This window comes from Verrucomicrobiota bacterium (assembly GCA_016200005.1).
Classification (GTDB): Bacteria; Verrucomicrobiota; Verrucomicrobiia; order Limisphaerales; family PALSA-1396; genus PALSA-1396.
Window position 1 is genome coordinate 259,476 of the sequence record JACQFP010000022.1, and the last position, 26,006, is coordinate 285,481.

Here is a 26,006-nt window from a genome sequence, read left to right on the forward strand (position 1 = left end):
CTACCGAAATATTTTCCGTCGTGCAACTGTCGCGGCAACTTTTCAATGATGCATCGGTGCCGGACAACAACCCGGCGCGTCGCTGGAGAGCATCGGACTGACGTAAGGGATACCCAGTTCCATACCGCGAAGAATGAGGAGTGAGCCGAGAAGGAAGACGGTGACCGGTACTGCTTTGAGAAGTTTCAGCCGCAGGGAGAACGGAACAAGTTTTCCGGAGAGACTGATCGCGAGCATCATCGGAATCGTACCCACGCCGAACGCCAGCATGTAGAGCGCGCCATTGAGGAGATCGCCGGTGGCGGTCGCGCCTGCACCGGCGACATAGACGAGTCCGCAGGGCAGGAGGCCGTTCAACAAGCCGAGCACGAGCAGCGCGTCGGCAGAGCGGCGGCGCAGCAGAAAGCTCATGCCGGTTTTGACTTGGGTAACTAATGCGCCGATGGGCCGCCACAGAGCCAGTTTATGCGACGTGATCAGTCCGACCAGGAGTAGAACTCCAAGTGTAATCGACAGCCAACGTTGGATGCCGGCGAGCAAAAGCGTTTTGCCGAGCAGACCGAAGATCAAGCCGAGCATACAATAGGTAACGATCCGGCCAGTGTTGTAGGCGACGCGACCGACGAAGAAACTCGCCGCCCGATTTCCCGTTTGAGGCAATGCAAGCGCGAGCGGGCCGCACATGCCCGCGCAATGCAGGCTGCCAACCAGTCCGAGCATGAATGCTGTCAACAGTTCCATGGGTTCAATTCAGCATCACGCGCCGCGTTTCACGACGATGCTTTTGTCGGCGAAGTAATCCTGGCCTTGTGTGGTCCAATGCACGCGGACTTTCCAGAAGCCGGGCAGCAGCGAAGCCGCGTCCACGGTTTGTGATCCGCTGGCATCAATCTGGAGTTTCAATTCGCGGTCGCGGTCGGTGGCGGAGGGGCGATAGAGTTCGATGCGCCCGGACGTCACGCTCGACGTCTGACCAGCGGGCAGTGAAATGCTGATGCTTTGTTTCGCCGCATCGTAGGCTACGACAACCTGGTTGCTGAGCGGCGCAGTGCGGTTGAGTTGATCGAGCCGGCTTTGGAATTTGATCTCGTCCTCGTAATAGTTTGGCGTGATGAGATCGGTCTGATGTGTGCAGGCGATGGCGATCAGCGCCGCCGTGCCGCAGATGAAGATTACGAACGTGGCAATGATGGCGTGAGGCCAGAGGTTGCGGAGGGGAGCGGTGGAATGGTCAGTCGTGTTCATGTTTGTCGTCATGGTCGCGGTCGTCGCGCGGGCCGATGAAGGTGGTATAGATCGCTTCAATGTGTTTGCCGTTTGAGTAAACGCCGATGACCAGCGGAAGTTTGCCGTGCCGGATGAGTTTGGGATCGAGACCAATCAGCACGGAATTCTCCGCGAGTTGTTGCGGCGGTACGACGATGTGGCCGCCCATGACTTGCAATTCGCCTTTCACGTTTTCTAGTTTGAACTCGATGGGAATCTCCCGCGACGTTTTGTTCACAACCTTGACGGTGTAGAGGTTGCTCAGGTGACCGTCAGGCATCATCTGAAACATCGAACCAGGCGCGCGCAGCATCGTGGCTTCGACATCGGAGCGCGTGAAGACGAGCACCATCCACAACGCGATGAGGGCAAGCAGCACGATCGCGTAGCCGACGAGCCGCGGCGTGACGCGCAATCGTTCGCCACGCTCGATGCCGTTGAGTGACGCGAAGCGGATCAGGCCGCGCGGGCGCTTGATCTTGTCCATCACGTCGTCGCAGGCATCAATGCACGCGGTGCAGTTCACGCATTCCATTTGGGTGCCGTCGCGGATGTCAATGCCGGTCGGGCAGACGGTCACGCATTGATAACAGTCGATGCAGTCGCCGAAGCCGTCGTGCCGGCGTTGCATCGGCGGGACGTTGCGCCGGAGCGTGCCGCGTTTCTCGCCGCGCTTGTAATCGTACGCAACGACGATCGTGTTCTCGTCGAGCAACGTGGATTGCAACCGGCCATAAGGGCAGATGAAGGTGCAGGCCTGTTCGCGGAAGCGGGCGAAGATGCCATAGAACAACAGGGTGAACAGGATCATGAACGTCAGCCCGCTGAGATGATTCATCGGATCGTCGGCGATGATGTGGAACAACTGCTCCGTGCCGATGAAGTAAGCAAGCAGCGTGTTGCCGATGAGGAAAGACAGCGCGAAGAAGATCGCGTGCTTGCCGAGCTTCTTGATGATCTTGGTGGCGGTCCACGGCGCCTTGTTCAACGCGCGCTGTTCGTGGGCGTCGCCTTCGATAAAATATTCGATCTTGCGAAAGACCATTTCCATGAGCACGGTCTGCGGGCAGGTCCAACCGCACCAGAGCCGGCCGAACGCCGTCGTGAAGATCACAATGCCAACCAGAAACACCAGCATCGTGACTGCCGAAATGATCATGTCCTGCGGCCAGAAGATTTGTCCGAGGATGACGAACTTGCGCTCGAGGAAGTTGAGCAGGAGCAGCGGGTTGCCGTTGATCCTGACAAACGGGCCGATGAACATCACCGCCAGCAGCAGCCAACTTACCCAGGTGCGCGCGCGGGTGAAGCGGCCATGCGGCTTGCGCGGATAAATCCATACGCGATGCCCTTCCTGGTCGGCGGTCGCGAGATGGTCGCGATAATCCTTCCAGTCCACGGGTTTCACCGCCTCTTCAGGGAGCGGAGTCGGCACTGGCTTTTTTTCCGGCGGGGGCAGCATGGTCAATGCTCCAAATTCCAAGCTCCAAATTCCAGAGAAGCATCAAGCTTTGAATTCCAAATAACTCCGCTAAGCGGGACTATCGCTTTGCAGTTTGGTGCTTGGAATTTCTCTGGCGCTTGGATGTTGGTGCTTGGATATTTCATTCGAATTCACTGGGTCCGGTTTTTGTCGGCGCGAGATTTTCCGGCGGCTTCGGATTCGGCGGTTTCGTACCGCGGAACGTATAGATGAAACTCGCGACTTCATGGATCTGTTTAGGGTTGAGGGTTGTCTTCCAGGTGATCATGCCTTTCTCCGGCACGCCGTTCCAGATGGTTTTCACGTTGTCCACGAAGTTCGAACCGTGAATCCAGTAGTCGTCGCACAGGTTCGGGCCGACCAGTCCGCCGCCATCCGGTCGATGGCAAGGTGCGCAGAGCGTCATGAAGGTTTGGCGTCCAGCATTGAGCACGGCAGGTTCCTTGGACGGCTCGAGGCTGCCGATCGTGGATTCAAATTTCGTCATCGTAGCACTTTTGAGTTTCTCGCCGGCGGCCCGTTCTTCCTCATACTCGGCGGCGGAGAGCTTGCCGAGGTCGAATACGTGGTAGTAACTCAGATAGATAGCTGCGAAAATGATGGTGATGTAAAACAGCCACACCCACCAGCGCGGCAGCTTGTTGTCGAGCTCGCGGATGCCGTCGGCCTCGTGGTCGAGCAGCAGGGGATCGTTTTGGTCGTTCATAGGCTCAAGGTTTGCAATCGGATTCAGGTTTATTTTGGGGCGCGCTGTCTTCGAGCGGCAACTGGCTCATCGTGTTCAAGTGCGACTTCTTCATCCGCGCCGCCCAGACCAATACGCCGATGAAGAACGCGAAGAAAATGCTGATCGAGAGGACGCCATAGGCGCCCACTCCGCCGATGTGTTCGAGAACTTGTTTGATCATGGTTGCCTCATTTGGTTGTTGCCGAAGCCACCGGCGCAGGCGTGGCGGGCGCGGATTTGATGTCTTTGCCGAGCCGTTGCAGATACGCGATCAGCGCGATGACCTCACGATTCGTCTCGGTGTTTACCATGCCGGCTTTCAGGCCGAGCACGATCTGGCTGGCTTGCGCCGTCAGATCTTTCTGTGCCGCACCATTCTCATAGCCGGCGGGATAGGGCACGCCGATCTTGCGCAGTGCGCCGAGGCGCGAGGGCAATGAGGTCGTGTCGAGTCTTTGCGTCAACAGCCATGAATAGCGCGGCATGATCGAGCCGGGCGAAGTGCTGCGCGGATCGTCCATGTGATTGTAATGCCAGGCGTCGGGATACTTGCCGCCTTCGCGATGCAGGTCCGGCCCGGTGCGCTTCGAGCCCCAGAGAAATGGGTGATCGTAGATGTATTCGCCGGACTTCGAGTATTCGCCGTAGCGTTCGGTCTCGGAGCGGAACGGGCGCACCATCTGCGAGTGACAGCCGACGCAACCTTCGCGAATGTAGATGTCGCGACCCAAAACTTCGAGCGGTGTGTAGGGTTTCACCGACGAAATCGTCGGCACGTTTTCCTTGATGAGATACATCGGGATGATTTCGATCAATCCGCCAACGAGAACCGCGACCACTGCCAGCGCGGTGAACAACAACGGTTTGGCTTCGAGGAAGCGATGGCCTTTGTAGGGGCCATGTTCCATGGCGGAAGTTTTCTCCAGCGCGGGTGCGTGCGCCTCCTGATCTTCCACGAACTTGCCACTCCTGGCCGTGCGGTAGAGATTGAACGCCATCAACACCGCGCCGATGATGTAAAGCGAGCCACCGATGGCGCGCAACCGATACAGCGGCACAATCTGCAAAACCGTTTCCAGAAAGTTCGGATATTGCAGGAAGCCGTCCTGGTTGAATTGCTTCCACATCAAACCTTGCGTCACACCGCTGGCATACATCGGCACGACGTAGAAAATCATTCCCATGACCGCGATCCAGAAGTGATAGTTCGCGAGTTTGTTCGACCAGAGCTTGGTGTTGTAGAGCCGCGGGAACAGCCAATAGAGCACCGAGAAGGTGAGAAACCCGTTCCAACCGAGCGCGCCGGTGTGGACGTGCGCGATGGTCCAGTCGGTATAATGCGAAAGCGAGTTGATGCTCTTGATTGCGAGCGTCGGGCCTTCGAGTGTCGCCATGCCATAAGCGGTGACGGCGACGACCATGAATTTCAGCATTGGTTCGGTGCGAAGCTTGTCCCAGGCCCCGCGCAAGGTGAGCAAACCGTTCAACATGCCGCCCCAACTCGGCGCGATGAGCATCAATGAGAACACCATTCCCAGCGATTGCGCCCAGTCCGGCAATGCGGTGTAAAGCAAGTGGTGCGGCCCGGCCCAGATATAGATGAAAATCAGCGCCCAAAAATGAATGATCGAAAGCCGGTAACTGAACACCGGACGCTCCGCCGCTTTCGGCAGGAAATAATACATCAAGCCGAGATACGGCGTGGTGAGAAAGAACGCGACGGCGTTGTGGCCGTACCACCATTGCACGAGCGCATCCTGCACACCGGCATACATCGAGTAGCTCTTGAACAGGCTCGCAGGAATTTCCAGCGAGTTGATGATGTGCAGCACAGCGACCGTGAACGCCGTGGCAATGTAGAACCAGATCGCCACATACATGTGCTGCTCGCGGCGCTTGATGATCGTGCCCATCAGGTTCACGGTGAACGCGACCCACACGACCGCGATGGCGATGTCAATGGGCCATTCCAATTCCGCATACTCCTTGCTGGTGGTGAGCCCGAGCGGCAAGGTGATCGCCGCGCTGACAATGATCGCCTGCCAGCCCCAGAAGTTGAACCAGCTCAAGAAATCGCTGAACATGCGCGCCTTGCAGAGTCGTTGCAGCGAATAATAAATGCCCATGAACATACCGTTGCCGACGAAGGCGAAGATCACGGCGTTCGTGTGCAGCGGGCGCAATCGGCCGAACGTGGTGAATTGCAGGTTGAGGTTCAGGTCCGGCCAAAACAACTGGCACGCGATCAAGAGGCCTGCGCTGAAACCCACGAGTCCCCAGATGACCGTGGCGATGGCGAACGCGCGCACGATTCTGTTGTCGTATTTGAATGTTTCTACGTTTGAGTTCATAGGTTGTTGGAAATCATTTCTTCGGCTGGCTGTGTTCGGAGGCGAGAGAACGTCGCTGGTTTTTGTCCGGTTCCCCCTCACCCCGGCCCTCTCCCGCTGGGAGAGGGAGAATTGCTGTCAGGTTTTGGAGATGGCGTGAGTCGGAGATGGCCGGACGCGCGTTCGCCAAATCAGAAGCTCGCGCTTGCTGTTCCCTCTCCCGGCGGGAGAAGGTCAGGGTGAGGGGGAGTCGTGAATCGTGAGCGTGCTCAGGATTTACTCCGCCGGTTTCCTCCATCAGCACCCGCATCGAAGGCGTGAGCGTGTCCTCGTATTGACCGGAACGCACGGACCAGATGAAGCCAAAGAGAAATAGCGTCGCCATAACCAGGCTCGCGAGGATGAGAATCAGGATCACGCTCATGACACCGCCTCCGGAATCGAGCGACCGCCGAGCGCGCGGAACTCGCCGACGTTTGCAGAATGATTCTCCCTCTCCCTTTCGGAAAGGGAGAGGGACGGGGTGAGGGTTTGCTCTGAGTTGTCCGAAACAACACGATCCGCGAGAAGCCCGCTCCGTCGCGCCGCCCAAGTCGTCACGCCGCACGCAAACAAAACCACACTCGCCGAACTCAGCGGCATCAACACCGCGCAAGTGAGTGGCGAAAGCAATCCCGCCGCCGCGATGCTCACGCCAACGATGTTGTAGAGCGACGAAATGCCGAAGCTGATCCGCACAATCCATGCGCTGCGCCGGGCCAGAGTGAGAATTTCGAAAAGCTGCGGTACGTGTCCGGCATCGAGAATCACATCGCTCGCGGGCGAGAACGCGCCGATCTTCTCCACCACCGCCACGCCCACGTCGGCCTGCTTGAGCGCGCCCGCGTCGTTCAACCCGTCACCCACCATCATCACCGTCTTGCCGCATTCCTGCAGGCGACGAATAAAGCCGAGTTTGTCGAGCGGGCTTTGATTGAAATTCAACTTCGCGTCGTTGCCGAACAGCTCAAGGAAACACGCGCGCTCGCGTTCGTTGTCACCGGAAAGCAACGCCAGTTCGTAACGACCTGCCAGCCGGCGGATGAGTTGATCTGCCTCCGGCCGCAGCGAACTCGATAGCACGAACGCGCCGCGATGCCGGCCATCAATCGCCACGTGGACGACGCTGCCGCTTCCCTCGTAGCAGCCGACGTGAGGAGGCTCTGACTTAATGTCTTGGTAGGTGGAAGTTAGAGCCTCCTTACGTTGGCTGCTACCAAGCGCGCCGCGCGACTCCAGCCACACCCGCGAGCCAAGCCAGATTTCGCGTCCGTTGACCTGGCCTTCGATACCACAGCCGGGAGTTTCGAGAAACGAGCGCACTGGTTCAGGAAATAGCCTGCTCCCGAATGATTCGCTGATACGCACCGAGTGCGGATGTGTCGAGTGCCGGGTAAGTGAAAAAATGCAGGTCCGCTCCGCCTCGTTTAGCTCCGCGCCTTCAAACTTCACGGCCTTCGCGCCCGTCGAAGTGAGCGTGCCAGTCTTGTCGAAGACAATGGCGTCCACCAGCGCGAGACGTTCCAGCACAAGCGCGTTCTTGAGAAACACGCTGATCTGCGCGAGCCAGCGTTGCGCTGTGCCGAGCGTGAACGGCGCGGCCAACGCCAACGCACATGGACACGCAACGATCAGCACGGACGTGAATGCCTTGACACCGCGCGGCAAGTTGCCCGAGGCAATCCAAAAAGCCGCCACCGCTACCGCGATTGAAATCACGATCAGCGTGAAGCGGCGGCTGTAACGGTTTGTAAGCGTATTGAAGTCTTGATTGCGGTTTTTGCGGAACGTTTCGTGATTCCAGAGTGAAGTGAGATAGCTTTGCGAAACCGCCTTGAGCGTTTCGATTTCGATGGCCGAGCCGATCTGCTGGCCGCCCGCGTAAAGATGATCGCCCTCACTTCTAGCCACGGGTTCAGATTCGCCGGTGACGAAGCTGTAATCGATGAACGCCGGCCCGCTGATGAGTTTCGCATCGGCTGGAACCAATTCACCATTCCGGATGATGATGCGGTCACCGATCTGGAGTTGGGAGAGCGGGACACGTTCTTCAGTTTTGTTCTGACTCCTGCGCGTCACCGAGAGTGGGAAGAAAGATTTGTAATCGCGATCAAAGGCCATTCGCTCATAGGTCTTCGCTTGGAACATACGACCGCAGAGCAGAAAGAATATCAATCCCGTCAGCGAATCGCAGTAGCCTTCGCCAGTGCGTGTGATGATCTCGTAGGCGCTCTCGCCGTAAATCGCGGCGAGGCCAAGGGCGATGGGCACATCGAGCGTGAGAACGCGCTGACGCAGCGAGAGCAGTGCGGACTTCCAATAATCCGACGCGCTGAAAATCACAACCGGCAGCGCGAGCGCGAGACTGGCCCAGCCGAAGAGAGTTTTGAAATTGCCGCCGTTGAAGCTATTCAACCCAAAGTATTGTGGGATGCTGAACAGCATGATATTGCCGAACGCAAATCCCGCTATGCCGACTTGCAACCAGGCTCGCTTGCGGGCGGGGCCGCCTTTCGGCTTATCCAATTCGTCGAAGGTGAGCGTCGGCTCATAGCCGATGGACGCGAGCAGCGCCACCAGTTCGCTGAGTTTGAGTTTCCTCGTCGCGAACGTGATGGCGACTTCGCGTCGGGCGAAGTTGACTTGTGAACGGCCAACGGCGGGATGCAGCCGGAATAGATTTTCCAGCAACCACACGCAGGCGATGCAGTGAATGGCCGGCACGTGGAACGTGACCTTGCTTTGCTTGCCGTCCGTGAAATCCAGCAAGCGTTGCAGCAAAGCCAGCTCGTCGAGGTAAGCCCATTGCTCGCTGGGCGTGGTTTTCTGGATGCGCGCGCCGGGATTCCGCCTTAGATCGTAGTAGTGGCCGAGGCCAGTCTCGGTCAGCAGATCGTGAACCACCAGACAGCCGTTGCAGCAGAACAGTTTTTCATTCCTTGCGAACGAGTCGTCCCGACAACGCTGTCCGCAATGGAAGCACGCTGCCTTCTCCGACGATTCTCCGTCGCAGACGGTCGTGTTGATTCTATTCGCTGTTACCTTTGTCACATCACAAAACCATCGTTATTATTTCCAGAAGCGTGCTGAAATGAACGCGCCCTGACGCTCGGTTCATAACCAAGCCAGGTATCGTCAGGAGAAATCCTTCATCCGCTTGGGGAATAAAATGTGGCATTCGAGGCGAATGAACCAAACCTTCCTTGCCAAAAACTTGCCATATTTTGCGAACCAACTGGCGTCACGTCTGATGACGACCAATAGGGTGTGAATAGAGAAGAGGATGGCAACCGTGCGTTTCAACGGCGGCTAACGCTATGGAACGGATTGGATAAGGTTCCGACTTTACCAACGTTGCACCAACCGATATTCCATGCTGTCCACCAACGCTTGCAAGCTGGCTTCGATGATGTTCTCGCTCACACCGACCGTGCCCCACTCGCGTTTTCCGTCCGTGGATTGAATCAGCACTCGAGTTCGGGCCGCAGTCCCCGCGACGCCATCCAGGATGCGCACCTTGTAGTCGGTGAGCGAAACATTCTTGACCTTCGGAAAGGATTTGCTGAGCGCGAGGCGCAGCGCGGAGTCGAGCGCATTCACCGGCCCGTCGCCTTCCGCCACCTCGTGATGGACCTGCTTGCCGACCCGCACTCGTACCGTCGCTTCACAAACGGATTCCTTTACGTCGCGGCGCATCGAGACGTGATAGGTCTCCACTGTGAACAGCAGTTCCGGGTTGTGATCGAGCACGCCGCGAATCAGCAAGGCCAGTGACGCCTCGGCAGCTTCGTACTCGTAACCCTGCGACTCCAACTCCTTTACGCGCGTGGTGATCGTCTTCAACTCCGGCATGTCGGCCGTAAGCTTGAAGCCGAGTTCTGCCGCTTTCATCAGAATGTTGGTGCGTCCGGACATGTCACTGATCAGCACGCGGCGGAAATTGCCCACGCTCGCGGGGTCAATGTGCTCATAGCTCCTCGCGGCGCGGCCAATGGCGTGGACGTGCATCCCGCCTTTGTGTGCGAAGGCGGTTTGCCCGACCCACGGCCGGCGCGGGTCGTGCCGCACGTTGGCGATTTCGTCCACGAACTCGGAGAGTTCCTTCAACTTGGGCAAAGACTTCGCGGGCACGCCGGTTTTCTTTAGCTTGAAATGCACGAGCGGGATCACGCTGGTGAGACTGCAATTACCCGTGCGTTCGCCATAACCGTTGATCGTGCCTTGAACGTGCGTCGCGCCGGCCTCCAAACCGGCGAGCGCGTTGGCCACGCCGACGCCGATGTCGTCGTGAGTGTGGATGCCGAGGCGCGCCGTCAGCTTGTTCCTGGCCACGGCAGTGATGTGTGCGATCTCGGACGGCAGACAACCGCCATTCGTGTCGCAAAGGACGACACATTGCGCCCCGGCTTTTTCCGCAGCCTGCCAGGTGGCGAGGGCGTACTCCGGTTCATCCTTGTAGCCATCGAAACTGTGTTCCGCGTCGTAGATGACCACTTTGCCATGGTCCTTGAGATAGCGAATCGTATCGGCGATCATGGCTAGATTCTCGTCCGGTTTGGCGCGCAGGACTTCAGTGACGTGCAGCAGCCAGGTTTTGCCGACGATGGTGACGACCGGCGTGTTCGCCTCGAGCACCTGCCGCATCAAATCATCCTTCTCCACGGCCACGCCTTTGCGCCGGGTCATGCTGAAGGCAGCGATTCGGGCGGACTTCCATTTGCGTCGGGCGGCCTGCTTGAAGAATTCCAGGTCTTTGGGGTTTGATCCGGGCCAGCCGCCTTCAATGTAATGAACCCCAAAATCGTCCAGTTTGTCCGCAATGCTGAGCTTGTCCATCACCGAGAAATTGATGCCTTCGCCCTGACTGCCGTCGCGCAGGGTTGTATCGTATATTTCAACTTCGGGTTTCATGGTTGCCGCCGTAGCGGGAAGGGATTTCTACGATAGTCGGCCGGAGTTGGAAAGCTCAAACCGGGGAAAACATTCCGCTTGACGGCATCTGTTATTATTGTACGTTCTGAACAGACAGAAATAACAGAACACTATGAAGAAGCTCACACCGGTTCAACAAAAATTCATCCTTCACTGGGGCAAGATGGGGACGCAGTGGGGCATCAACCGCACGGTCGCCCAGATTCATGCGCTGCTTTACCTTTCGCCCAAACCGCTGAACGCCGAAGAGATTGCGGATACCCTGTCCGTGGCCCGTTCAAACGTCAGTTCGAGCCTGTGGGAGCTGCAAGGGTGGAGGATCGTCAAGACGGTTCATGTCCTGGGCGACCGGCGCGATCACTTTGAATCGGTAAAGGACGTTTGGGAGATGTTTCGCACTGTGCTGGACGAACGGAAACGGCGCGAGATCGATCCCACGCTGGCGATGCTGCAGGAATGTGTCACGGAAGCCGACAACACCAAACCAGCCGACGCTCACACGAAAGAGCGCCTGGCCGCATTGCTCGATTTCTTTGAAACCACGACGACGTGGTACTCGCAGATAGCCAAACTGCCGGTTAGCGCCACGATCAAGTTCATGCGGATGGGCGACAAGCTGCTCAAATTGCTGGGTGTTGGCTCGGACTGACGGCGGCTCATTGTTTTGGAAATTGATTTCTGTGAATGCTGAAATTACCGAAATAAGAGACGACCAAACCATCCGCGGTTGGATCTTCTATGATGCCGCTTTTGCGCTTTGTGTGCGTGGACGAGAGCGCGTTGGTCGGCTTTTTGAATCTCGCGGGTTTGAATGGGTGCCACTGCAAACGCCTGGGGTTGCGGTGCGGTTGGGGGTGCCGGCGTCCGCCTTCGAGACCCGCATGCACCTGCTCACGGTGGACGGTCGCGTGCTTCATAACGCGGACGCACTTGGTGTGCTTTGCCGGAGTGTGTGGTGGCTGTGGCCGTTGGGGTTTCTCCTGTTCGTGCCCGGGTTCCGGGAACTCGGGCGACTGGCCTATGATTGGTTTGCTCGCAACCGCTACTGCGTCGGCGGAGCATCTCTCGTGGACCGGAACCTGCGGGGTCGCGTCGAGTTCCTGGACTGGGCAGTCGCGCTTTTGCCGGTGATCTACGGATGGGCTGCTATCGCGGGAGGTGCGCTTTGAACGCCCTGATCCCCGCCGTTCACGCCGTCATGGCGCGGCGCATTCTCGTCAACTTCCGCGTGCGACCGGAGGTCATCACCGAATCGCTGCCGGACCCATTCCGGCCCAAGCTGGTCAACGGTTGGGCCATGGCAGGCATCTGTCTCATTCGCCTGGAAGACATGCGACCAGCCTGGATGCCGCGTTTGTGTGGTGTGGCATCCGAAAACGCCGCGCACCGCATCGCGGTGGAATGGACGGAGAACGGTCGCACGCGCGAGGGCGTTTTCATCCCGCGGCGCGATACCAATTCGCTGCTCAACCGCGTGGCTGGCGGCCGGTTGTTTCCCGGAATCCATCACCCGGCTGAGTTTTGCTGCGCGCAAAGCGGTAATCGGTTCAAAGTGGAGTTGCGCAGTCGGGACGGCAAGACGCGCGTAAATGTCGTGGCGCGACTGGCGGACGGTTGGCCGGCTGGCTCGGTGTTCGAATCGCTGGAGGAAGCGAGCGTTTTTTTCCGCAATGGCGGTTGCGGCTGGTCGCCATCGAGGAATTGTGCGCTTGAAGGCGTAGAGCTTCACACGGAGCACTGGGCGATGGACGCGCTCGCCGTCGAACAAGTCGAGTCGAGCTTCTTCGGCGATCGTCGTCGGTTTCCGCCGGGGTCGGTCGAGTTTGATTGCGCATTGTTGATGCGCTGCATCGGACACGAGTGGCGGGCGTTGGGCCGATTCGGAAAATCGCCGCGCTTCCGGTCGCACAGGCATCACGGGCCAGGCGGCGTCTTCGAAATGCCATGAATACCGCGCGTATCATTCTCGCAGGTGGATCGGGTTTTCTGGGCGGTGTATTGGCGAAACACTTTCATGCCTCCGGACAGGAAGCAGTGGTTCTGACGCGCACGCCGAAATCCGGCGCAAGTGTTGCGCGCGAGGTCGCATGGGACGGGGACACGCTCGGCGGATGGACGCGCGAACTGGAGGGCGCGGAGGCGGTGATCAATCTCGCCGGGCGTTCGGTGAACTGCCGCTACCACGCCCGCAATCGCCGTGAGATTCTCGAATCACGCATCCACTCAACACGCGTTCTGGGCGAGGCCATCGCTCAATGCGCCAAGCCACCGCGCGTCTGGCTCAATTTCAGTACGGCGACAATTCACAGGCACACGTACGGTCCAGCTTGGGATGAAGCAGGCGAGATCGGTGGTACGCCGGAAGCCAAGGATGAATTTTCCGTCGAAGTCGCGACCGCATGGGAACGTGTTTTTGCCGAAGCGAAAACACCCTCTACCCGCAAGCTCGCGCTCCGGAGTGCCATGGTGCTGGCGAACGCAAGGAACAGCGTCTTTCCGGTGCTGCGGCGGCTCGCGCGATTTGGGTTGGGAGGAAAAATGGGGAGTGGCAAGCAATTCGTTTCGTGGATTCATGAAACTGATTTCTGTCGTGCCGTCGAATGGCTGATCGACCATGACGATTTCATCGGACTGGTGAATTTGGCGTCGCCCAATCCAGTGCCGAACCACGAAATGATGCGAACCCTACGTGAAATTTGCGGCGTGCCGTTCGGATTGCCAGCGACGCTCTGGATGCTTGAGGTCGGCGCATTCTTTCTGCGAACGGAAACGGAGTTGATCATCAAGAGCCGGCGCGTCGTGCCGGGACGGTTGTTGGCCTCGGGCTTTGAGTTTTGTTATCCGCAGTTGCGTGAAGCGTTTGAGGATTTGATTGCCGAACGAGATCGGGACAATCGTGCATGAAATCATCCCTATGCGGCCTTCGGTCAGACTCTCTCCGTCGGATGGTGAAACGGACGGAAAGCCGAACCCTTTGAGTTACGCGGCGGGGCGGCGCATTTTGTCGCGACGTGGCGAGCCGTTGTTCGTTGCGGATTGGGAACGCGTGTTGATGATCCATTTTGAAGTGGACGCCGAAGAGTTGCAACGCGACGTGCCGTTTCAACTGGATTTGCGCGACGGCCGTGCGTTCGTCAGTCTTGTCGCATTCACGATGCGCGGGATGCGACCGCGTTTCGGAGGCCGGTTTGCGGCCTGGTTGTTCCGTCCCATCGCCACGCATCATTTTCTCAATGTGCGGACGTACGTGCGGCATGGCGACGAAGCGGGTATTCATTTTCTTGCCGAATGGTTGTCGAACTGGCTGGCCACACGCCTTGGCCCGGCTACGTTTGGTCTGCCGTATCGCTACGGGAGAATCTCCTACCAGAATGTCTGGTCGAGACGTCCTTTACGCGGGTTTGTGGAGGACGAAGAGACGGGCGCGAACCTTGGGTACGAGGCAAGGCTGTCAGACGATGCGGACAAGTTGTTGTTGCATATGCAACATGAAACTGTCCGCTTCAACGGCGGGGCGACATCCGGTGCTCCGAACTTTGCGCCGTGCTCAAGCGGCTCGCTGGACGAGTGGTTGATGGAACGTTACACGGCGTTCAATTGTGCGGCGGGCCGTCGCCGGTTCTTTAGAATCTGGCATCCGCCGTGGCGGCAATCGCCGGTCGAGCTAACCGTGCTGAACGATAGCCTGCTGACTTCAACCTGGCCTTGGTTCAAACACGCGCGGTTCGTGGGTGCGAATTTCTCGCCGGGCGTCCGCGATGTCTGGATGGGACGGCCGCAAAGATTGGTCAGCGGGGCGACGAAACGGCGTCGCGGCACGCTCAGCACTTTCTGTGAGATGTAAAGACCGGTGCGCATCATTGGGAGGAAGGGTGATCGCCGCGGACACAAATCTTGTAAACGCCACCTGACTTCCTCTAAGTTGAATCCATGAATCACGCCGCTCGCGTTTACAACGATGTCTTCGAGATGCTGCCCAGTGAACAGAATCCGACGCCGATGGTGCGCTTAAATCGTTTGAATCCATCGCCGGACTTTCAACTCTTCGCGAAGCTGGAATGGATGAACCCGTTTGGGTCGGTCAAGGACCGTGCGGCGTGGGCGATGTTGCGCGATCTGGAGGAGCGGAAGGAAGTCGGCAACAGTCGTGGCGTGGTGGAGCCGACGTCGGGCAACACGGGGATCAGCCTAGCGGCGATGGCGCGGGCGCGGGGTTATCACATGCGCGCCGTCGTGCCGAACAAGGTGCCGCTCGAAAAGAAAATCCTGTTGAAGATTGCAGGCGCGGACTTGGACGTTGTTTCCGACGAGCTTTGCCCGGCGCCCGGCTTGGGCGATGGTTCCATTAACATCGCCAAGACGCACGCGAAGGCGTCGAAGCACAAATACGCGATGCCGAATCAGTACGAGAGCCAGCAAAACGTGCTGGCGCATCTGACCACGACCGGCCCGGAAATCTGGCGGCAGACCCAGGGCAAGATCACTCATTTGTTTGTCTCGCTCGGTACCTGCGGCACGGTGACGGGCACGGGCCAGTTTTTGCGCGGGCAGAATCCTGATGTGAAGGTCATCGCCGTTCAACCGACCGAGGGTCACGACGTGCCGGGGTTGCGAAACATCAATCAGTTGAGTGTTTCAAAATTGTTCGATGCGTCGTTGATCGACGACATCCTGGAAGTTGATTTCAAACTGGCGTACACCCGGGCGCTGGAGTTATGTCAGAACGAGGGGTTGCTCGCCGGGCCGAGTTCCGGGTTGATTTTGGAAGGGGCGCGGAAAATAATTGAGCGTGACAAAAAGGGACTGGGTGTGATGATTTTTCCCGATAACATATTCAAATACACCTCGAACATGGTGAAACATATTCCCGACCTGTTGGCCGGGACGACAGCGTAGAAAAGAAATCGTATGGCAAGATATGCGCAAATGGAAGTGCTGGTCGAAACCGACTGGGTCAAGACGAACCTCGGCAAACCCGGCATCAAACTCACCGAAATCGACGTGGACACGAAAGCCTACGAGGCGGGACACATCCCCGGCGCCATCGGCTTTAACTGGCAGACGCAACTTCAGGATCAGGTCAAGCGCGACATCATCAGCAAGGAAGCGTTTGAGAAACTGGTGGGTGGCGCGGGCATTTCACCGAGCGACACCGTCATTGTTTATGGCGACAACAACAACTGGTTCGCCGCTTATGGCTTCTGGTTGTTCAAAATCTACGGGCACAAGGACGTGCGTCTGATGAATGGCGGGCGGGTGAAGTGGCTGAATGAATCCGACAAGCCAATGACCACCGACAAACCCAAGGTGACCCCCACACAATACAAAGCGGGCAAAGTCGATCTGAATTTGCGCGCGTTCGTGCCGCAAGTGTTTGAAGCGTCGAAGGGCGGTAACTGGAATCTGGTGGATGTGCGGAGTCCGGACGAGTTCACCGGCAAGGTGATCGCCCCGCCCGGCATGAGCGAGACCGCGCAACGCGGCGGTCACATTCCCGGCGCGAAGAGCATCCCGTGGAGCACAGCGGTCAACACGACGGACGGAACTTTCAAATCAGCCGATGAACTTCAGCGGATTTATCTGCAAGAGAAGGGCGTTGATCCGAAGAAGGACACGATTGCTTATTGCCGCATCGGTGAACGCAGCAGCCACACGTGGTTCGTGCTGAAATATCTCCTCGGCCTCAACAACGTGAAGAACTACGACGGCAGTTGGACGGAATATGGCAACCTCGTCGCCGCGCCGATTGAGAAAGGTTAAGCGGCGTCACGGCACACCGGACAACTTGGCATCGGCAGACCATACGTGTCGCAGTGCGGTGGTTTGGTTTAATCTCGAAAACCCGCGCTGTCGTCATTTTGGAACCCAAGGCACCGGTGACACTCTCGGGCCGCTGATATCGACTCCGGGCGAAACCCATGGTGAAGGCGACACTCGCGGCGGTTGGGGGCTGGGCGGCGGCACAGGTGGTTTTGGAGGTGTAATAGTGATCGGCATGCACGAGTGCAGTTCAAGTTGCAGCATTTCAATCGGCACCACTGGCTGCGTTGGTGGTCCACCGCGATCGAACGGGGACAAAGGATCGCTCCTGCGCACTTCTGTGTCAGTAGCCCCCGGCTCGTCGCAAAATACAACGGTGTCCTTGCCGTCCCCTGCGGTGACGGAGTAGAAAATCCCTTCGTGTTCCAACAGGCGTGAGACGAAAGACAAAGCCGCATCGTTATATTGAATGGCGTATTCACGCCTGGGATGGATAGAAGAAACCGGATTGTTGTCTGCGAAGGCAGTCGCTGCTTGGACAATGTCGGAATCGTTCCAAATCCGGGGGTCGTGATGAAGCCGGCTGATGGTTCGGCCGGTGCGCGGATCCAGGGCTCCGCCCAGGCTTGCCCACAAGGCGGAACCCGTGGGACGATAGGGTTCGGACTTTGCCTCATTCGCTTGATAGAACAGCATTTCCGGATCGAATCGCATGGCTTGGAAGAGATACGGATTGCCGATGGTTGAGCTTGCCATGGCACCACCGCCGCCGTTGAAGAATGATGGCAATCCAAAATCCAGATATTGATATTGCTCGACGATGTTGCCAACTGGATCCGTCACTTTCATCACGCTGCCAAGATCGTCTGGGTGCAGGAAGTAGTTCGAACCGCCGCGTTGCATCTGTGTGAGAGAACAAAACACAACTTCCGCGTCGTCATTGTCCACATAGACGTAACTGGCGACAGTGGTGTTGTCGGCGTTCTGTTCCTCGAGGACGGTCGCGTTGTCGTGGTAGAAACGCGTCGTTTCACCGTTGACAAATGATTCGATTCGCCGGCCCAGACAATCGTAGCGGTAAAGCGCATTGATGCCGGCACCGAAATCGTTGAAGCCGACGAGCTGATCGCGGCAATCGAAAAAGAAACGTCGTTGACCGCTGGCGGCGATGCTGAGGTTTCCATTCTCATCGTATTGGCGGAGATCGAACGGCGTTTGCGTGTATTGGTTCATCTGGAAATCCGCCGGCTGCGGTAAAGTCGGGTCCATGAGATAATTTCCCGGATCAATATTGCCGGTGACGCTGCGGCGATTGCCGAGGTCATCCAGATCGCAGGTGACAGGCTGACCGAAACTCACGCTTTGAACCAGGCGGTTGGCCGAATCATACGAATACGAGTGTTGTTCCGCCGGGTTCAACGGTGCTTGCGCGGCAATTCTGTTGTGCGTCGAGTCCCACGCGTAAAAACGCATGTCCAGCGGGACGTTCCCGGCGACGCGGACGTGGGCGATGCTGGACACGCGGCGGATGCCATCGTAACCCACGTTCATTCTCGTGCCGTTGCCGTAGTCGCGCTGTTCAAGGCGGGACGGGCCAATATACTTGTTGCTGGCAATCACGCCGCCGGCGTCCGAAACGACGGCGATGCGATTGAGCGAGTCGCAGGTATTGGTGATCGTGCGCCCGCCGGGATAGACCTGCTGAGTCTTGTTACCCACGCCGTCGTAGGTGGCCGAGTTGGTGCGCGTCGGACCGCCCGGCAATATCTGCTGGGTTTCAGTGACGATGCGCGACAAGGAATCGTAACTGCGCGTGACCAGCGAGTCATCGTCCAGCGCGCGCACCAAACGCGAGACGCCGTCGTATTGATACACTTCATTGGTGTTGCCTTGGATGGACGGGCCGCGGAGAACGGTTTTGTTGGTGATGCGATTCAGCGAATCGTAAGCGCGGGTGATGACGTTGCTGTTGGGGTCGGTATTGGTAACCAAGTTGAAGTGCGGATCATACACGCAATAATTCGTCGTCGTGTCAGGGTGCTCCGTGCGGATGCGGCGGTCGAGCGAATCGTAAGCATAAACCGTCCGGTTGGAATTGGCGTCAGTGACGCTTATGAGACGTGAGGAATCGTCCCAATCCTGGAGCGTGATAATGTTGTTGGTGACCGTACCCGCGCCGGTGCCAGTGTCGGTCATCGCGCGCGTGGTCCGAGTAAGCCGGCTCAGGCCATCGTAAGCGTAGCGGGTCGTGTTGCCGCGCGCGTCGGTGTCGAGCACAAGATTGTGGCGTGAATCGTACGACCAGCGGTTTGTGTTGTTGAGGTTATCCACGGAGCGGATGAGGCGGTCGAGATTATCGTAGGCGTAAGTCGTCACGAACGTCTGTTCGGGATCGCCCAAGTCGGACTTGTCCACATTGATTTTGCTCACGACACTCCCGTTGGCGTCGTAGGCGTAGGCGACAGTGTTGCTCTTGGCGTCGGTCACTTGCAGCAGGCGGTTGGCCATGTCATATCTCGCGAACATCTGATTAAAGAGATCGTCACTGAGAACGATGAACTGCGAGCAATCGTTGTAACCATACTGGGTCGTGGACTGCCCGTCTCCGATGGGAAGTTGCGTGGCGGTGTCGAAGAAGGATCGATCGCGCCGGATGAGCCGGTTCATCGCGTCGTACTGATACACTGTTTCCCTCAAACGCACATTGCCGGCGCTGCCGGGCGCATCGGTCGTCTCTCCGTCAGTGCGGTTGGTCACGATGTTGCCGTTCGCGTCATAGTGCGCGGTCGTCACGTTGCCCATTGCGTCGGTCGTTTGCGTCAGTCGATTGTAGCCGTCGTAGGTGTAATCCGTGACACGCGGCGTGCTTTCCAGTCCCTGGCTCATGCGGCGCATGCTGCCGTTGAGGTCGTAATCAAACTGTGTTGTGGACTGATCGGCACTGCCAGGTGCACGGATTTGACCGAAGGGCAGGTCGCGCTCGTCGTAGAGCATCTGGACGACGTTGTTGGAGTCCGCGCCGGACGTAGCCGCGCCGAAACGCACGAGCGTGCGGTTGCGGTTCGCGTCGTATTGGTATTGGGTGACGACGTCGTATCCGACTTCTTCCTCTTCCATGCGGGCGGTGAGAAAATTGAGACTGTCGTAGGCAAACGTCGTCGTGAGCGGCGAGCCGGGGCGGAGCGCGCCGGTTTCGTCTTTGTCCTCGATGTCCACGCGCACGAGATTGTTGTTCGCGTCGTAGAAATAATCGCGTTGATAGCGGACGCCGCTGCCGTTGGTCGTTTCGCGCGAGGTGCGGCGGACGATTTGATTGAGCGCGTTGACGGCGTAGAGCGTGTCATTAGTCCGGGGATCAACCCGGCGCACGAGATTGCCCACCGCGTCGTATTCGTAAGTGGTCGTGAGATTGAAACCGCCCGCATCCACCACCTGCTGCTGCAAGTAACCCGTTTGCGGGCCGGCGCTGTAGTAAGAATATTCATCCCGCCGCCGCGAGCCGCTGCCGTTGTCCGGTAGCACGTGGGCGGTGAGTTGGCCGGAGGAGTTGTATTCCCAATCTTCAATGACGGTTGCGATCCGGTTCGTCGCGTGAATCCGGTTGCCGCGCGAGTCGTAGGCGTATTGAATGAAGTTGCTGCGGGCGTCGGTGTGCTGCGTGCAATAAATGTTTTGGTTCCTCATGCCTTCCCGGCCATTAATTGATATTTCAACGGTATCGACGTAAACAATCCTGAAGCCGAGAAGCGGGATGTTTGGATCCGCCGGGGGCTCGCTTCCCTGCTGGAGTGTCGAGTGGTCGCCACCGGCTGCGTATGCTGCGTATGTGAATGTGATGTTGTTGTGATCGCGCAGATAAGACGAAAGCTGGTCGGGATTCCCGTCATTGTCGGTGTCCGCGTCCATTGCGAGCACGCCCGCGCGCGACGTGCCAAAGCCGGGAGCGTATTCGAATTGTTCGGAACGCACCGGCTGATCCCCGCCAAGGGGACCGGGCAACCGGTGCAACGCGCGCAGATTTCCGCGCAATCGCGGCGACGCGGAGGGATTGATCGCACTTTCGTAAACAAATTGCGTCTCGTTCGTGTTCGGATGAACCACACGCGTGGGCAGCGAATCGGCGTTCCATTCGATGCGCTTTTCGAAATATGGCGGGTCGCCCGGGCGCATCGGATTGATCGGGCGGTTCACCGATTCGGTCGTCGGTTGCGTCGGGTCGGCGCGGCCGGTGAAGGCGCGGTGCATCACCAGCCGGTTCAGGCCATCGTAATAATACTCCCGCACGTTGCCCACGCGGTCGTTGACGATGGCTTTCTTCAGCGCGCCATTGTTGGTCGGGCCGGGCGTCTGCGCGGCGTACTCGATTTTGATTTTCTCGTAGCTGAAGCCGACGCTTTCGCTTTCCAAATGGTCGAAATTCACATTCGTCGCGGTGAGCGTGGCCGCGTAACGATTGCTCAACCACGTCTGGCCAAGCGGGTCCGTGATGGTCAGCAGGTTGTGATTGAGCGCGTTGAGGGGTTGGCCTTTCGAGTAGGTGTAGCGATTGGTCTTGCCGCCGGGGAAATCATTGGCGTTCGGCGTGCCAGTCACGGCGGGCGAGATGGCCAGCTTCAAATCGCCGGGCGAACCGTCCGGGTCGGCATTCCCGTAGTACTCGTAGCGCACCTGCCGTCCGGTAAAATCGATGACCGCGCTGATGAAGCCGTTGCCGTCGTAACTCACCGTGTTCGTGCGGCCCAGCGTGTCAATCACCCGCACGAGCCGGCTCAAATCGTCGTATTGAAATTCCATCGCGTTGCCGTTGCGGTCGGTGCTGCGTCGGAGTTTACCCGGCGACGTTGGATGATCGAATGGATGGAATTCCCAAGTGCCTTTGTCCGCGAACATCAGTGTGAAAGCGTTGTTCGCGATTGAGCCTTCGCGGAAAAAGCTGTCGAGCGCGAACGTGCCATCGGGTTGCAGGAGGAAAACATCACGCCGCGAGTTGCCGTCGTGAACTTCAACGTGTGAACCGACACGGCGCGCGAAAATGTTGTATGAATAATCCCAGCCGTTGCCCTGCGCGGTGTCCGGCCCGACGCGCGACCGGTATTTGCGCGCCCAGATGAAATCCGGGCCACGACCGGAGATATGGAGATCCACCGACGCGAGCACAAATTCTCCGGAAAAACCATTGACGCCTCCACGACCGCTGACTGGCGGGACCGAAAACCACCAGATCTCGGATTCACCCATCGGAGTTCGGTCTGAAAACGCAGGTAAGGCCCACGGCATTTCCGGCGGAAACTCAAAAAGCGTCTGTTCGCCGTTTGGCATCAGCAACCGATAGAACCGCGTGCTGTCCAGCGGGTCGGGGTCGGCCCAATTCGCGGTGTTATCCTCGGCGATGATCGTTTCATTGGTTGTCCACGTTCCGGTCGCGAGATTGCTCCGGCTCTGGACCTCGTACGTGGTGCCGGGGGAAGCGTTCCAACTGAGAGTGACGTTGGCGCCGTGGTAGGCGATCGAGATGTGAGTCGTTGCTCGTGCGGTAGAGGTCAGGTGCAGTCCGATCATCGAAACCATCAAGACTAACAACCACGAAGTACTTCTACCGCTGGAACGAGCGCCGGGTGGGCGGCTGTTCATTTTTTGACCCTTTCATAAACAAGGTTGTGCGAGAATGCTTCCGAACTCGCCGGATGGTTGGCTGGTCGAAGGTCCAATTACCAAAACTTGGATCAAGGGTCAGTCAGAGCGGCTCATCTGACGAGAGTGTGGAAGTTGGTAGCATGATGACTTCCAGATTACAAGCCAAAACAATGTGAGAAAATATGGCGGCTGTTCAATGGATCATGGCAAATTGGCATGTCGATCGAGAAACGTTGAACGAAGCTTCGTCATTTCAATGTGGCGTCCATTGCCAAGCTCTTCGTGTCGGACTTCCTCGGGTGTTGACGCTTGAGACGGGTCCTCCGCTAAACATCAATCACCGGGCCTTGGTTGGGCGGTTTGTCGGGTTGCCGCTTTTTTCGAAGCGATACGACCAAGGCGACACAGCCGGTCCACGTGGGCAGCATGTCGAGCACGGGAATGAACTCGATGATGAATGTCGGTAACAGCAGTGGATGGAAACCGAGCAACGCTGTTGTCAAGATCATCGCAACCACATCAATCACCTGATCCACAAACGTCCAGCCAAACGGCCCGAGTAATAGCTGGAGGGCGTCTGCCGTGATCGCCACGGCATAGGCCAGGCGGATTCGTCTGCGTGTGAGTATCGGGGTTTGAAACATAACTGGGATCAAAGGATTGAGACGATCAACGACGGTCTTACCTTGGTGGTTGCCAATTCAAGTGCTTCTCCAAAAACTCATACGTCCCCATGCCATTGATGGTATGCGGGCCGTTGAACACTTCAAGTGCAGTGCGGTCGCCGATGCCGAGTTGATCGTAGAACCGCCGCACCTTCGCGTATTCGTAGGCGACCCATTCGTCCGGCGCGACGCCATCGCCGTGACCGCGCTCCACCATGAAGGGGCGAGGCGCAATCAACGCCGCCATCTCCGCGTAGTTGAAGGTGTGGCCGAGGTTGAATTCGACCATCTCGTATTCGCCGCTGAACATGTAGCTGTAGGGCGAGTCCACCGTCACGTTCTTCACAATCCATTCATTGAAATCGGCAGAGCAGATTGAAAGGCAGTAACGATCGAGCAACGACGGCACGCGCATTGCCGTCTTGCCGCCGTAGGACAATCCGTAGAAACCGATGCGCTTGGGGTCAACAAACGGTTGCTCAGAAAGCCAGTCCAGGATGCGGTCGTGCTGCGCGAGGATAACAGAGAAAAGCGATTTCTTCAGCGGGTTGGCCTTGCGCTGCAGCACGCGGAACTTGTCCTGCCCGCGATACGGATTGTGCGGAGCGAAAACAACGAATCCCTTTTCAGCCAATCGCGCGGAAAACGCCTTGTAGTAAGGGTAACCGCCGCCTTTCGGGTCTTCGCTGACCGTGTCGTCCGGCACGCCTTCCAATCCGTGCTGGCAAACAACCACCGGACGACGTTCGCCGGGTTTGATGTCCTTGGGCAACAATAAATATCCCCACGCATAAACATCGGGCCAGACATCGAGCACGACTTCGTAGGCGGTCCACTTAGAATTCTCGCGGAGTTTGCGACTGCGCGGATTGGCCGGCAGACTGGCGGCGGGAAACTTGCCGATGACCTCCTCCCAGAAATTAGTTTTCAATTCCTTGCTCGCCGACGCCCACTCGTCAGGCGAGCGAACTTTCGTCCAGTTCCAGAAAAATGAAGTGCGGACCCGCTCCGACTGGCGGAGAAGCCGCTGAGTGTGATCCTCCAACTGTTTGACCTGCCGTTGTTGTCGTTGCGCCGGATCAAAGTCCTTGCGTGCGTCAGCGGGAACAGTGGCGGACTCCTTGACCTGTTCAATCTTCAACCCCAACTGCTTCAGGAACGCTGTCAATGCCCGATCCGAACCCGGGCCGGTTGCCATCCCCTCGGTGCCGGTAATCAATTCCAACCGCACAAATTTTTCCCCACCGCTTTTCAACAACATTTTTGCCCGGTTAAACTCCACCTCGACCGATTCGTAATCGGGCGTTTTCAATTTACCGGGGGCGGCGCCGCCACGTCCGTCGTGTGGTTTCGGCGGCCCATCGACTTTGGGAACGATGCTGTGCTCGACGATCAAACTGCGCGGGGCGATGAGACTGGCGATTTCAGCGTCGCCGAATTCATGGAGGAGTCCAAACACGTTGCGGTAAATCGGTTCTTCCCAAAGATGCTGTCGCGAATCGAAGTAACCACTCACGAGCGTAGCATCAATACGTGTGTCCAGTGCCGCACTGTAAAACGCAATGAGGCCGCCCTCGGCGTAGCCAGCCACTCCGATGGGGAGCGAAGGCCCGCCGGAATTCTCATGGGCAAACCAATCGACAGCCGCCAATACCTTCTGCACTTCGTAACCAATGATGTGCCGCCCCATCTCGAAAGCCTGCCGGTAAATCCATTCGCGATGCGGTTGATTGGTGAAGCGTTTCAGCTTCTCACTTCCCGACGAGGTATCTTCGCGATTGATCAACGTCGGCACGAGCACCTGGCAGCCGCTCTCCGCCAGTCGTCGCGCGAATTGCCGCTCTCGCGCGATGTCCGGTGACAATCCCACCAGCATTTCTGGCGTTTGATCGGCGTCAGGAATGGCGACGACGCGAGCCAGCGGCGCGTTCTTGGGCTGCAGCAGCAACCCTTCGCCATAAACATTCTCAAACACCGGCCAGCGAACGGCGAACACCGTGAAGGCGTCGGTCTCGGCGAGCTTCAAGGGGCTTGTCGTGCTGCTGACGTATTCAAGCGCAATGACCGACAGGCGTGGATCAACCGCGCCGATGTATTTGCCAAAGCGCTCGCGATTCGGCTGGACTGATTTTTCATACACCTCGCGCGAGGAAAAATCGCGTTGCCATAGTTTCTGCCGCTCAACAATGGAGCGGTCAATCTCACGCATCAAGAATTTGTCGATGCCCGCCACCATCTGCGCGGAGAGATCACCTTCCATGGTGAGCGGTTGGGTTCCGGGCAGTGTGGTCGTTTCCTCCGCAAACAGTGTCCCTGGCAACAGGCTTGTCACCAGAATCAGCGAACTCAGGAAACATTTTGGGCTCATGGAACTCCAGAGACAGTATCTCCAAAGTCAGACCTGCGTCGAGTCCCGACTTTGATCGTGCAAATGGTGCACTAAGAATCAGGAAAGGACGTTTGACTGGTCAGGTCGCGAGTTTGTAACCGACCCCGTGCACGGTGAGTAGATGTCTTGGCTCACCGCTGTTGTCCCCCAGTTTTTTTCGCAGGGAAACGATTACCTGGTCCAGTGTGCGTGTCGTGCCGTAATAGTTGTAACCCCAAACCTCGCTCAACAACCGGTCGCGCGACAGGACCTCGCCGGGATGCGCGTGAAACAGTTGCAGCAGCTTCAACTCCTTTGCCGTCAATTCCTCGACGTTCCTGCCGCGCTTGAGTTGAAAAGTTTTCGAGTCAATCGTCGTCTCGCCGATATTGAATACCATGTCGCTTGCGGTCGAAGCCCCAACGTCCCGCGCGCCGCGCCGCAGCAGCGCGTGGATGCGCGCCAGCAATTCGCGCACACCGAACGGCTTGGTCACATGATCGTCCGCACCCAGTTCGAGGCCCACGACCTTGTCAATCTCCTGACCTTTGGCCGTGAGCATCAAAACCGGCGTGCCGATTTTTTTGGCGCGAAGCTGTTTGCAGATGTCGTAACCGCTCAGACCGGGGAGCATCACGTCCAGCACGATGAGCGACGGACGATGTTTGCCGACGGCTTCAACCGCGCGATCGCCGCGATTGCAAACCGCCACGTCGAAGGCTTCACTTTTCAGAATCTCTTCCAACCCCAGGAGAATGTGAGGATCATCTTCAACGACGAGAATCTTGGTCTTCATTTGCGG

20 protein-coding genes are annotated in these 26,006 nt (G+C 57.8%); 7 read left to right on the forward strand and 13 right to left on the reverse strand.

Features of this window, described 5'->3' with window-relative positions; translation table 11 throughout:
- Positions 1 to 42: 42 nt before the first annotated feature.
- The 9 genes from HY298_08240 to HY298_08280 all read right to left on the reverse strand — a co-directional run bounded on the left by HY298_08240 (position 43) and on the right by HY298_08280 (position 10,756).
- A complete protein-coding gene (locus HY298_08240; GenBank protein ID MBI3850262.1) occupies positions 43 to 741 on the reverse strand; it encodes a sulfite exporter TauE/SafE family protein in 699 nt (232 codons plus the stop codon).
- A 15-nt stretch (positions 742 to 756) separates the two neighbouring features.
- The gene (locus HY298_08245; protein ID MBI3850263.1) at positions 757 to 1,245 is read right to left on the reverse strand and encodes a FixH family protein; all 489 of its coding nucleotides are present in this window, start codon (positions 1,243 to 1,245) and stop codon (positions 757 to 759) included.
- Positions 1,232 to 2,728 carry a cytochrome c oxidase accessory protein CcoG gene (gene ccoG, locus HY298_08250; GenBank protein MBI3850264.1) on the reverse strand — a complete coding sequence of 499 codons (1,497 nt, stop codon included), beginning with the start codon at positions 2,726 to 2,728 and terminating at the stop codon, positions 1,232 to 1,234. The genes HY298_08245 and ccoG overlap by 14 nt, the downstream gene beginning before the upstream one ends.
- A gap of 142 nt (positions 2,729 to 2,870) precedes the next feature.
- Complete coding sequence (locus HY298_08255) at positions 2,871 to 3,455, reverse strand: c-type cytochrome (GenBank protein ID MBI3850265.1); 585 nt, start codon at positions 3,453 to 3,455, stop codon at positions 2,871 to 2,873.
- A gap of 4 nt (positions 3,456 to 3,459) precedes the next feature.
- On the reverse strand, positions 3,460 to 3,657 hold the full coding sequence (locus HY298_08260; protein MBI3850266.1) for a CcoQ/FixQ family Cbb3-type cytochrome c oxidase assembly chaperone: 198 nt from the start codon (positions 3,655 to 3,657) through the stop codon (positions 3,460 to 3,462).
- A gap of 7 nt (positions 3,658 to 3,664) precedes the next feature.
- A complete protein-coding gene (gene ccoN, locus HY298_08265; protein MBI3850267.1) occupies positions 3,665 to 5,827 on the reverse strand; it encodes a cytochrome-c oxidase, cbb3-type subunit I in 2,163 nt (720 codons plus the stop codon).
- A gap of 13 nt (positions 5,828 to 5,840) precedes the next feature.
- Positions 5,841 to 6,230, reverse strand: coding sequence for a cbb3-type cytochrome oxidase assembly protein CcoS (gene ccoS / locus HY298_08270; GenBank protein MBI3850268.1), 390 nt, complete (start codon positions 6,228 to 6,230; stop codon positions 5,841 to 5,843).
- A complete protein-coding gene (locus HY298_08275; protein MBI3850269.1) occupies positions 6,227 to 8,896 on the reverse strand; it encodes a heavy metal translocating P-type ATPase metal-binding domain-containing protein in 2,670 nt (889 codons plus the stop codon). The genes ccoS and HY298_08275 overlap by 4 nt, the downstream gene beginning before the upstream one ends.
- A gap of 294 nt (positions 8,897 to 9,190) precedes the next feature.
- Positions 9,191 to 10,756: a citramalate synthase gene (locus HY298_08280; protein MBI3850270.1), complete on the reverse strand. Its 1,566-nt coding sequence runs from the start codon at positions 10,754 to 10,756 to the stop codon at positions 9,191 to 9,193.
- Positions 10,757 to 10,940: 184 nt separating this feature from the next.
- On the opposite strand from HY298_08280, the gene HY298_08285 reads away from it, so the two are divergent.
- The 7 genes from HY298_08285 to HY298_08315 all read left to right on the forward strand — a co-directional run bounded on the left by HY298_08285 (position 10,941) and on the right by HY298_08315 (position 16,537).
- Positions 10,941 to 11,426 (forward strand): ArsR family transcriptional regulator, encoded by a 486-nt coding sequence (locus HY298_08285; protein ID MBI3850271.1) that lies wholly within the window; start codon positions 10,941 to 10,943, stop codon positions 11,424 to 11,426.
- A 31-nt stretch (positions 11,427 to 11,457) separates the two neighbouring features.
- Positions 11,458 to 11,946 carry a DUF393 domain-containing protein gene (locus HY298_08290; GenBank protein MBI3850272.1) on the forward strand — a complete coding sequence of 163 codons (489 nt, stop codon included), beginning with the start codon at positions 11,458 to 11,460 and terminating at the stop codon, positions 11,944 to 11,946.
- Positions 11,916 to 12,725, forward strand: coding sequence for a DUF2071 domain-containing protein (locus HY298_08295; protein MBI3850273.1), 810 nt, complete (start codon positions 11,916 to 11,918; stop codon positions 12,723 to 12,725). Before HY298_08290 ends, HY298_08295 begins: the two co-directional genes overlap by 31 nt.
- Positions 12,722 to 13,681: a TIGR01777 family protein gene (locus HY298_08300; GenBank protein ID MBI3850274.1), complete on the forward strand. Its 960-nt coding sequence runs from the start codon at positions 12,722 to 12,724 to the stop codon at positions 13,679 to 13,681. The genes HY298_08295 and HY298_08300 overlap by 4 nt, the downstream gene beginning before the upstream one ends.
- 10 nt (positions 13,682 to 13,691) lie before the next feature.
- A complete protein-coding gene (locus HY298_08305; protein ID MBI3850275.1) occupies positions 13,692 to 14,621 on the forward strand; it encodes a DUF2071 domain-containing protein in 930 nt (309 codons plus the stop codon).
- A gap of 86 nt (positions 14,622 to 14,707) precedes the next feature.
- Positions 14,708 to 15,673, forward strand: coding sequence for a cysteine synthase family protein (locus HY298_08310; protein ID MBI3850276.1), 966 nt, complete (start codon positions 14,708 to 14,710; stop codon positions 15,671 to 15,673).
- A gap of 12 nt (positions 15,674 to 15,685) precedes the next feature.
- Positions 15,686 to 16,537, forward strand: a complete 852-nt coding sequence (locus tag HY298_08315) for a sulfurtransferase (protein ID MBI3850277.1) — start codon at positions 15,686 to 15,688, stop codon at positions 16,535 to 16,537.
- A 93-nt stretch (positions 16,538 to 16,630) separates the two neighbouring features.
- Here HY298_08315 and HY298_08320 read toward each other — a convergent pair whose 3' ends face one another.
- The 4 genes from HY298_08320 to HY298_08335 all read right to left on the reverse strand — a co-directional run bounded on the left by HY298_08320 (position 16,631) and on the right by HY298_08335 (position 26,000).
- Positions 16,631 to 22,168, reverse strand: coding sequence for a hypothetical protein (locus tag HY298_08320; GenBank protein ID MBI3850278.1), 5,538 nt, complete (start codon positions 22,166 to 22,168; stop codon positions 16,631 to 16,633).
- A gap of 329 nt (positions 22,169 to 22,497) precedes the next feature.
- Positions 22,498 to 22,815 (reverse strand): hypothetical protein, encoded by a 318-nt coding sequence (locus HY298_08325; GenBank protein ID MBI3850279.1) that lies wholly within the window; start codon positions 22,813 to 22,815, stop codon positions 22,498 to 22,500.
- A 37-nt stretch (positions 22,816 to 22,852) separates the two neighbouring features.
- Entirely contained in the window at positions 22,853 to 25,204 is a 2,352-nt protein-coding gene (locus tag HY298_08330) for a dienelactone hydrolase family protein (protein ID MBI3850280.1), read from the reverse strand.
- Between the two features lie 100 nt (positions 25,205 to 25,304).
- Positions 25,305 to 26,000, reverse strand: coding sequence for a response regulator transcription factor (locus HY298_08335; protein ID MBI3850281.1), 696 nt, complete (start codon positions 25,998 to 26,000; stop codon positions 25,305 to 25,307).
- Positions 26,001 to 26,006 lie beyond the last annotated feature (6 nt).